We start from the raw sequence: 7,907 nt of genomic DNA on the forward strand, positions 1-7,907 counted from the left end.
CAACAGAGCGCGGGGCGCGGCGACGGCGCGCCCCGCGCTCTGTTGAGCTGGACCGATGTACAAGCTGACGCGAGCCTCGCCCCCGGGCGCCGCGCGAGCGGCGCGTGCACGCCAAGCCAAGGCCGAAAGTGTAAGATTGGCTCGGGCGAGGAGTCGAGTCGAATGCAACCTCTAGGTGTTTCCGCGTACCTTCTGAGAAGCGTGTCGGCCGCGGTCGTCCTGGCTTGCCTGTTCGTCTCGCCCGGCCGCGCAGAGGCGCCTGCGCCCGCCGGAACCGCTCAACCGGCCGTCGTCATTCCGCGCTTCTCCGACCCGAACGCGCGGATCGAAGGCCCGAACCTGCCGGCCGGCCGGGTGGTGCGGTGGGCGACGGGCGACGATTACGCGCCGTTCCACTACATCGACGCCGACGGCCAGCCCGCGGGCTTCGCGGTCGATCTCGCGCGCGCGGTCTGCAGCGAGCTCAAGATCGCCTGCACCCTTCAGGCCTGGCGGTGGGACGCGCTGCTCGACACGATCGACAAGCGTCAGGCGGACGTCATCCTGGCGATGGTCCGGCCGACGCCGGAGGTCCGATCGCGCTTCGCCATGTCGGCCCGCGTGCATCAGACGCCGGCGCGCTTCGTGGCGCGAAGCGACAAGGCCCCCCCGGAGGCGACGCCCGAGGCGCTCGCCGGCCGCACCGTCGCGGTCGTGACGGGCTCGGCGCACGAGGCCTTTCTCAAGACCTTCTTCCCGAAGGCCCAGCTCAAGACCTTCGAGAAGGCGGACGCCGCGCGGGCGGCGGTCCGGGACGGCGAGGCCGACGTGGCGTTCGGCGACGCGGTCGCGCTCGCGTTCTGGCTGAACGGCACCTCGTCCAACGGCTGCTGCCGCTTCGTCGGAGGGCCCTATGTGGACGCGCGCTATTTCGGCGAGGGGGTGGGGGTTCTGCTCAAGCCCGGAGACGAGAAGCTGCGGCAGGCGATCGACTACGCGCTGCAGCGCCTGGACGAGTCCGGCGCCTATGCGGAGATCTATCTGAAGCACTTCCCCATCGGGATCTGGTGACCCCGCGTCATTGACGCGTGCGGGAAGCCGTTCTTAACGTGCGCCCCCTTTCGACCGGACCACGCATGCAAATGACCATCGCCGATCCTGCAGCTCTCGCCGAACTCGCCCGCACCTCGAACGCCTGGCCGTTCGAGGAAGCGAAAAAGCTCGTCGAGCGGCTGAAGAAGCGGCCGAAGGACGGTCCGGTGCTGTTCGAGACCGGCTATGGCCCGTCCGGGCTGCCGCATATCGGCACCTTCGGCGAGGTCGCCCGCACCACGATGGTGCGGCACGCCTTCCGGGCGCTGACCGAAGACAAGATCCCGACGCGGCTGCTGTGCTTCTCGGACGACATGGACGGGCTGCGCAAGGTTCCGGACAACGTCCCGAACCAGGAGTTGCTGCGCGCCAATCTGGGCAAGCCGCTGACCGAGGTGCCGGATCCGTTCGGCAGCCCCGAGGGCTCCTTCGGCGCCGCCAACAACGCGCGGCTGCGGGCGTTCCTCGATCAGTTCGGCTTCGAGTACGAGTTCGCTTCCTCGACCGAATACTACCGCTCGGGCCGGTTCGACGAGACGCTGCTGCTGATGCTGGAGCGCTTCGAGCGGGTCATGGAGATCATGCTGCCCTCGCTGCGCGAGGAGCGGTCGGCGACCTATTCGCCCTTCCTGCCGATCCATCCCAAGACGCGCGTGGTCATGCAGGTGCCGATCGAGGAGCGGAACGTCTCCGCCGGCACGATCGTGTGGCGCGATCCCGAGACCGGCGAGCGGTTCGAGAGCCCGGTGACGGGCGGCCATGTGAAGCTGCAGTGGAAGCCCGACTGGGCGATGCGCTGGACCGCGCTCGAGGTCGATTACGAGATGTCCGGCAAGGACCTCATCGACTCCGTGAAGCTCGCCAACCAGATCTGCCGCGCGCTCGACGGAACGCCGCCGGAGGGCTTCAACTACGAGCTGTTCCTCGACGAGAAGGGGCAGAAGATCTCGAAGTCCAAGGGCAACGGGCTGACGATCGACGAGTGGCTCACCTATGCGAGCCCGGAGAGCCTGTCGCTCTATATGTTCCAGAAGCCGCGCGAGGCGAAGAAGCTGCACTTCGACGTCATTCCGCGCGCGGTCGACGAGTATTTCCAGTTCCTCGGCGGCTTCCCGCGGCAGGAGCCGAAGCAGCAGCTCGGCAACCCGGTCTGGCACATCCATGGCGGCCGCCCGCCGGTGATCGACATGCCGGTGACCTTCGCCCTGCTGCTCAACCTGGTCTCGGCCTCCAACGCCGAGAACCGGTCCGTGCTGTGGGGCTTCATCGGCCGCTACGCGCCGGGCGTCAGCCCCGAGACCCATCCGAAGCTCGACGAACTCGTCGGCTACGCGCTGCGCTACTACGAAGACCACGTGAAGCCGACCAAGCGCTTCTCGGCGCCGGACGAAGTGGAGCGCGAGGCGCTCGAGCGGCTGTCCGACGCGCTCGGCCAGCTCGACGCCGACCCGACCCCCGAGCAGGTCCAGGAGGCGCTCTACGACGTCGGCCGGGCGGTGCCGCGCTACCAGGACTTCAAGGCCAAGGGCGCCACGCCCGAGCGGCCCGGCGTGTCGCAGGAATGGTTCTCGGCGCTGTACCGGATCCTGATCGGGCAGGAGAAGGGGCCGCGCTTCGGCTCCTTCGCGGCGCTCTACGGCGTCGAGGAGACCCGCGCCCTGATCCGCCGCGCGCTCGACGGCGAGCTGGCGCGCTCGGCGACGCCCGCCGAGGAGCCGGTCACATGATCTTCCGACGCGACGGGGAGGCAGGACGCATGCGCTATGGATCGGCCGGCCTCACCCGCGTGTTCGGCGGTTCGCCGATCGGCGTCCTGGCCCGGCTCGCGCTGCTCTGCGTGATCGTAGGGCTGGTGCTCGACCAGCTCGACCTCGACGCCTTCGAGATCTTCCGCTGGGCGAGCCATCTGGTCAGGGACGCGATCGCCAACAGCGCGGACCTGCTGCGCCTGATCGGGCGCTATTTCCTGATCGGCGCGGTGGTGGTCGTGCCGATCTGGATCCTGCTGCGGGTCTTCCGCATCGGCTCCGGCCGCTAGGCGCTCAGCCGCCTGGCCCCGCCGCGGCGACCGCCGCGGCGTCGGTGGCGTCCGCGCCGAGGCCGTAGACCGTCTCGGTCGGGAACGCGACGAGCCCGCCCTGCGCGATCAGCCGTCCGGCTTCGTCGCTCTGGTCCGCTCGCAGGCGGCGCGTAGGCCGAAAGCCGGTCTCCACGACGGCGGCTTTTGCTTTATCCGACACGGGCAAGTCCTAACCTTGCGGCTGCGCCCGGGCATTGACCGGGCCCGGCCGCCGTCGTCAAGCGCCTGAGGTCCGTCGATGAGCTATCGCGCCCCGATCGCCGACATGCTGTTCACGCTTGAGCACGCCGGCGGCCTCGCCGCCGCGCGCACGGAAGGCCTCTACGCCGAGCTGGATCAGGAGACAGTCGCGGCGATCGTCGGCGAGGCCGGGGACTTCGCGACCGAGGTGATCGCGCCGTTGAACCGCATCGGCGACCGGGAGGGGTGCCGGCTCGCGGACGGGCGGGTGACCACGCCTGCAGGCTGGCCGGATGTCTACCGCCGCTGGGCGGCGGCCGGCTGGAACGGGATCTCGGCGGAGGAGGAGCATGGCGGGCAGGGGTTGCCCACGGCCCTTTGGGCGCTGACGAGCGAGCTCTGGGCGCAGGGCTCCATGGCGTTCGGCCTGTGCCCGCTGCTCACCCATGGCGCGATCGAATGCCTTGAGCGGCACGCCTCGCCCGAGATCAGGGAGCGGTATCTGCCGCGGCTCGTCAGCGGCGAATGGACTGCGACAATGAACCTGACCGAGCCGCAGGCGGGCTCCGACCTGGCGCTTCTGCGCGCGCGGGCGGAGCGGGCCGGCGACGGCTCCTACCGGATCAGCGGCCAGAAGATCTTCATCACCTATGGCGAGCACGACATGGCGGAGAACATCCTCCACCTCGTGCTGGCGCGGCTGCCGGACGCTCCCGAGGGCACGCGCGGCATCTCCCTGTTCCTCGTGCCGAAGCGTCACGTCGGGCCCGACGGCGCGCTGGGGGATCACAACGACGTGGTCTGCGCAGGGATCGAGGAGAAGCTCGGCATCCACGGCAGCCCGACCTGCACGATGGCGTTCGGCGAACGGGGCGGGGCGGTCGGCTATTTGGTCGGCGAGGAGAACCGCGGCCTCGCCTGCATGTTCACGATGATGAACAACGCCCGCCTCGCCGTCGGCCTGCAGGGCGTGGCGGTCGCGGAGCGGGCGACGCAGGCCGCCATCGCCTATGCGCATGAGCGGCGGCAGGGCAGGGCCGACGGCGAGGCGCTCAGCGCCATCGTGGCGCATCCCGACGTGCGGCGCATGCTGCTCACCATGAAGGCGCTCACTGCCGCCGCGCGAGGGATCTGCTACCGGGCCGCGGTCGAGATCGACCGGTCCCGCTACGCCGCGGACGAGGCGGAGCGGCGGGCCGCGCATGAACGCGCGAGCCTGCTGATCCCGATCGCCAAGGCGTTCGGCACGGAGGTCGGCTGCACGGTCGCCTCGCTCGGCGTCCAGGTCCATGGCGGCATGGGCTATGTGGAGGAGACAGGCGCCGCCCAGCATCTGCGCGATGCGCGCATCGCGCCGATCTACGAGGGCACCAACGGCATCCAGGCGATCGATCTCGTCACCCGCAAGCTGCCGCAGTCGGACGGGGCGACGGTGCGGGAGCTGATCGGCGAGTTCGCGGCTCTGGCGGCGCGGCTCAACGAGGCGGGCTCCCCGGCTCTGGGCGGGACCGGCGCGCGGCTCGCGGAGGCGGTCGAGGCGCTGTCGAGGGCGACCGCGTGGTTCTCGGCGCCCGAGCGCGATCCCGCAGAGGCGCTCGCGGGCGCGGGCCACAACGATCCCGATGCGCCGAGGCGAGCCGCCGTCGCGCGGTTTTTCGCCGAGAACGTGGCGGTCGAGGCGGACGGGCTTGCTCGCGCCGTCATGGAAGGCGGAGCTTCGCTGGCCGGAGACGGCGCGGACGCGGCGCTCGCTTTCTAAAAACGCTCGACAGCGGCGAGCAGGCGCCCCACCTCTGCAGAAAAGTCTGGCACACCAGACCGGAGGGGACGTTCGTGAGCACGCTTTACGTCAGCCATGAGGCCTTCGCGGGCCACCTCGTCCCCCAGGGGCATCCGGAACGGCCGGAACGTATGCGCGCGGTTGAGCAGGCCTTGGAGGCCGAGCCGTTCCAGTCGCTGGTTCGCATCACTGCGCCGCTGGCGGAAGCGTCCGTGGCGGCGCTCGCCCATCCCGAGCACTTCGTGGCCGAACTCGATGAGATGCGGCCGCGCGAGGGCATGGTGATGGTCGACGGCGACACCGTGATGAGCGGCGGCACCTGGGAGGCGCTGCTGCGTTCGCTCGGCGCGGTGGTGCACGCCACCGACGAGATCATGGCCGGCCGCGCGCGCAACGCCTTCTGCGGCGTGAGGCCGCCCGGCCACCACGCCGAAGCCGTGCGGGCGATGGGGTTCTGCTTCTTCAACAACGCCGTGGTCGCCGCCCGCCATGCGCAGCGCACATACGGGGCCGAACGTGTGGCGATCGTCGACTTCGACGTCCACCACGGCAACGGCACGCAGGCGCTTGTGTGGGACGACCCCTCCCTGTTCTACGCCTCGACCCACCAGATGCCGCTGTTTCCGGGCACCGGCGCGCGCTCCGAGACGGGTTGCGGCAACGTCGTCAACGCTCCGATGCGCGCGGGCGACGGCGAGGCCAAGTTCCGCGAGGCGTTCAAAGACGCCATCATCCCGGCGCTCAAGACCTTCTGGCCGGACCTGCTGGTGATCTCGGCCGGCTTCGACGCTCACGCCCGCGATCCGCTCGGCAGCCTGACGCTGCAGGCGGCGGACTTCGGCTGGATGACGCGCATGCTGCTCGATGTCGCGAACGAGACCGCCGGAGACCGCGTCGTCTCCGTGCTGGAGGGCGGCTACGACCTGCGCGGCCTGGGCGACTCGACGGCCGCGCATGTGCGCGCCTTGATGGGCGGCTGAGCCGGGCCTACAAGGCGGCCTCGTTCGAAAGAGGGTGTCGCCCGTGCCGGAAATCCCAGACGACGTCGCCTCGCTGTCCTTCGAGGCGGCGCTCGCCGAGCTCGAGAAGATCGTCGGCAGGCTCGAACAGGGGCAGGTGCCGCTTGAGGAATCGATCGAGATCTACCGCCGCGGCGAGGCCCTGAAGGCGCGCTGCGACGAGTTGCTGAGGCGGGCCGAAGCGCGCGTCGAGACGATCACGGTCGGGGCGGACGGCGTTCCGACGGGCCTGCGGCCTCTGGACCCCGAGTGACGCGAGCGTCATCCGGGTCCTGATATGGTCCCCGCGCGAGCGCTCCTGACCCGCTCTGCCCATTCTTGATCCGGGATGGCCGGCCATGATGATCGTCTATGCCGCGCGCGACGGATCGCTCGAGCGGGTCGAGGTGAAGGACGGCAGGCTGCCCGACGACCTCGTGTGGATCGACATGGTCGCGCCCACGCCCGACGAGGAGCGGATGGTCGAGGCGCAGATCGGCGCCAGCGTCCCGACCCGCGACGAGATGGTCGAGATCGAGCCGTCGAGCCGGCTCTATGTCGAAGGCGGCGGCCGGTACATGACGGCCTCGCTGCTCTGCCAGGTCGACAGCCCCATGCCGAGGCTGAGCGCGGTCACCTTCATCCTGACCAGGCGCGCGCTCGTCACGGTGCGCTACGAAGACCCCAGGGCGTTCGCGGTGTTCGCCGCCCGCGCCTGCAAGAACGCTCCGTCCATGCGGACCCCCGAGGCGGTCCTGATGGGGCTGTTCGACGCCGTCGTCGACCGGCTCGCCGACATCCTCGAGCATGTCGGCGCCGATGTTGAGGAGCTCTCGCAGATCATCTTCCAGCGCGCCGGCTCGCAGGCCTATCGCAAGCCCTATCAGGAGCTTCTGAAGGCCATCGGCCGCAAGGGCGACGTGACCTCGAAGGCCCGCGAGAGCCTCGTCACGCTGCAGCGCGCCTTCCTCTACCTTGCGGCCGAGATCGACGGGGTGAAGCCCGCCAAGGAGGTCAAGGCGCAGCTGCGCGCGATGCAGCGCGACGCCGCCTCGCTGACCGAGCATGCGAGCTTCCTGAACGACAAGATCACCTTCGTGCTGGACGCCATGCTCGGCATGGTGGGCCTCGCCCAGAACGACATCGTCAAGCTGTTCTCGGTCATGGCCGTCGTCTTCCTGCCGCCGACGCTGGTGGCGTCGATCTACGGCATGAACTTCGAGCACATGCCCGAGCTCAAATGGACGTTCGGCTATCCTTACGCGCTGGGCCTCATGATCCTGAGCGCGGTGGTTCCGTACCTGATCTTCAAGTGGCGGCGCTGGCTCTAGGCGCTTACGCTTTATTATCGGCCACTGGGCTAGCATCGCCAGGCGTAATTCCGCTTCGCGGTGCCCGATGCCCAGCATGCAGAATGTCATCGCGACCGGCCACGGCCCGACGTCCTATCTTTTGCTGGCGGTCGGCTGCCTGATCGGCCCGTTCCTGCTCAGCCTCGCGCTCGGCCGCGCCGAGGCCGCGGAGCGCGCCGAACTGAAGACCACGTGGGTCGCCCTTGGGGCGGCGGTCGCGGCCGTGACCGTGTGGGGCGCCCATATCGCGACGGTCGCGTTGATCGATCCTGCGCTCGGCGCCGGCTATGATCTGCGGATGATCGCGGCCGGCTTCGTCATCGCGGCCGTGATGGGCGGACTGGGCGTGTTCCTGCTCGCGCCTCAAGTCGAGCGCGGGGTCGCCCTGCTGGCGGCGGGCGCCGGCGCGATCCTCGGAGCGAGCGCGGCGGCGACGCACTATGTCG

At 69.8% G+C, this 7,907-nt stretch carries 7 protein-coding genes and 2 pseudogenes; 8 read left to right on the plus strand and 1 reads right to left on the minus strand.

Annotated elements, in window-relative coordinates:
• The first annotated feature begins 201 nt into the window (after positions 1-201).
• The 3 genes from ACIKT0_RS09565 (at position 202) to ACIKT0_RS09575 (ending at position 3,109) form a co-directional block, all read left to right on the plus strand.
• Positions 202-1,050 carry a transporter substrate-binding domain-containing protein gene (locus tag ACIKT0_RS09565; RefSeq protein ID WP_407105128.1) on the plus strand — a complete coding sequence of 283 codons (849 nt, stop codon included), beginning with the start codon at positions 202-204 and terminating at the stop codon, positions 1,048-1,050.
• Positions 1,051-1,121: 71 nt separating this feature from the next.
• Positions 1,122-2,798: a lysine--tRNA ligase gene (locus ACIKT0_RS09570; protein WP_407105135.1), complete on the plus strand. Its 1,677-nt coding sequence runs from the start codon at positions 1,122-1,124 to the stop codon at positions 2,796-2,798.
• Positions 2,795-3,109 (plus strand): DUF6460 domain-containing protein, encoded by a 315-nt coding sequence (locus tag ACIKT0_RS09575; protein WP_407105129.1) that lies wholly within the window; start codon positions 2,795-2,797, stop codon positions 3,107-3,109. Before ACIKT0_RS09570 ends, ACIKT0_RS09575 begins: the two co-directional genes overlap by 4 nt.
• 25 nt (positions 3,110-3,134) lie before the next feature.
• Here the strand turns inward: ACIKT0_RS09575 and ACIKT0_RS09580 are convergent.
• Positions 3,135-3,284: pseudogene (locus ACIKT0_RS09580) on the minus strand (Sua5/YciO/YrdC/YwlC family protein); the annotation flags it as partial.
• Positions 3,285-3,389: 105 nt separating this feature from the next.
• On the opposite strand from ACIKT0_RS09580, the gene ACIKT0_RS09585 reads away from it, so the two are divergent.
• From ACIKT0_RS09585 to ACIKT0_RS09605, 5 genes and pseudogenes are all read left to right on the plus strand, one after another.
• Positions 3,390-5,090 (plus strand): acyl-CoA dehydrogenase family protein, encoded by a 1,701-nt coding sequence (locus ACIKT0_RS09585; protein ID WP_407105130.1) that lies wholly within the window; start codon positions 3,390-3,392, stop codon positions 5,088-5,090.
• A gap of 74 nt (positions 5,091-5,164) precedes the next feature.
• Positions 5,165-6,091, plus strand: coding sequence for a histone deacetylase family protein (locus ACIKT0_RS09590; RefSeq protein WP_407105132.1), 927 nt, complete (start codon positions 5,165-5,167; stop codon positions 6,089-6,091).
• 43 nt (positions 6,092-6,134) lie between these two features.
• Positions 6,135-6,383 (plus strand): exodeoxyribonuclease VII small subunit, encoded by a 249-nt coding sequence (locus tag ACIKT0_RS09595; RefSeq protein ID WP_407105133.1) that lies wholly within the window; start codon positions 6,135-6,137, stop codon positions 6,381-6,383.
• A gap of 85 nt (positions 6,384-6,468) precedes the next feature.
• Positions 6,469-7,440, plus strand: coding sequence for a magnesium transporter CorA family protein (locus ACIKT0_RS09600; protein WP_407105134.1), 972 nt, complete (start codon positions 6,469-6,471; stop codon positions 7,438-7,440).
• A gap of 76 nt (positions 7,441-7,516) precedes the next feature.
• A pseudogene (locus ACIKT0_RS09605) lies at positions 7,517-7,907 on the plus strand (hypothetical protein); the annotation flags it as partial.

It is taken from the genome of Hansschlegelia beijingensis, assembly GCF_045505405.1.
Classification (GTDB): domain Bacteria; phylum Pseudomonadota; class Alphaproteobacteria; order Rhizobiales; family Methylopilaceae; genus Methylopila; species Methylopila beijingensis_A.

What these genes read in the sequence shown, in the direction of transcription:
- ACIKT0_RS09570 (WP_407105135.1), top strand. Translation starts at nt 1,122, where the DNA reads ATGACCATCGCCGATCCTGCAGCTCTCGCCGAACTCGCCCGCACCTCG.
- ACIKT0_RS09575 (WP_407105129.1), top strand. Translation starts at nt 2,795, where the DNA reads ATGATCTTCCGACGCGACGGGGAGGCAGGACGCATGCGCTATGGATCG.
- ACIKT0_RS09585 (WP_407105130.1), top strand. Translation starts at nt 3,390, where the DNA reads ATGAGCTATCGCGCCCCGATCGCCGACATGCTGTTCACGCTTGAGCAC.
- ACIKT0_RS09600 (WP_407105134.1), top strand. Translation starts at nt 6,469, where the DNA reads ATGATGATCGTCTATGCCGCGCGCGACGGATCGCTCGAGCGGGTCGAG.